Here is a 778-nt window from a genome sequence, read left to right as displayed (position 1 = left end):
GTTTCGGGGTGGGTGGGGCCCTGGCTGCGGCCGCGGTCCTCGGCCAGGCCGCGGTAGAGGTCCAGGGCCTCCGCGCTGCGGCCGAGGCGGCCCATGCTGATGCCGATCTCGTGCCGGGCGGCGAGGGTGTCGGGGTGGTCGGGGCCGAGGGCGCGGCCACGGGCCTCGGCGACCTCGCGGTAGGTCTCCAGGGCCTCGGGCCAGCGGCCCAGCTGTCCGAGGGCGTAGGCGACTTCGTAGCGGGTGACGAGCGTGTCGGGATGGTCCGGGCCGAGGACCCGGGCGCGGGCGGTGGCCACCTCACGGGCCATGCGGTACGAGTCCTCCAGGCGGCCGAGGCGGCTGAGGTTGAAGGCGAGGTTGTGGCGGCAGCGCAGGGTGTCGGGGTGGTCGGGCCCCATGGTGTGCTCGCGGGCGGTGAGCACGGAGGTGTAGACGCGGTGGGCGTCGAAGGGGCGGCCCAGCTGACCGAGTACGTAGGCCATCTCCTGGCGGGCGGCCAGGGTGTCGGGGTGGTCGGCGCCGAGGGTGCGGATCCTGGCCTCGGTGACGTGCTTGTACTCGCGCAGGGCGTCCGCGGCGCGGCCGGTGCGACTGAGGGTGAAGGCGACCTCGTAGCGGCTGGAGAGGGTGTCGGGGTGGTCGGGCCCGAGGATGTGCTCGCGTTCGGCGGCGACCGCCCGGTGCACCTCGCCCGCCTCCGCCCAGCGGCCAAGCCGTCCGAGGCTCAGGCCCGCGTTGTGCCGGCCGGCCAGGGCGGTCAGGACCTCCGTGGACG

The 778-nt window shown here is 75.4% G+C and carries 1 protein-coding gene; it reads right to left on the bottom strand.

Features of this window, described 5'->3' with window-relative positions:
* The coding region (locus C1J00_RS43840; RefSeq protein WP_146046432.1) for a tetratricopeptide repeat protein at positions 1-778 on the bottom strand (778 nt) is incomplete at both ends.

This window comes from Streptomyces cahuitamycinicus, from assembly GCF_002891435.1.
In the GTDB taxonomy this organism is placed as follows: Bacteria; Actinomycetota; Actinomycetes; order Streptomycetales; family Streptomycetaceae; genus Streptomyces; species Streptomyces cahuitamycinicus.
The sequence above is the reverse complement of the archived record's forward strand: the minus strand, read 5'-3'. Positions and strand labels throughout refer to the sequence as shown.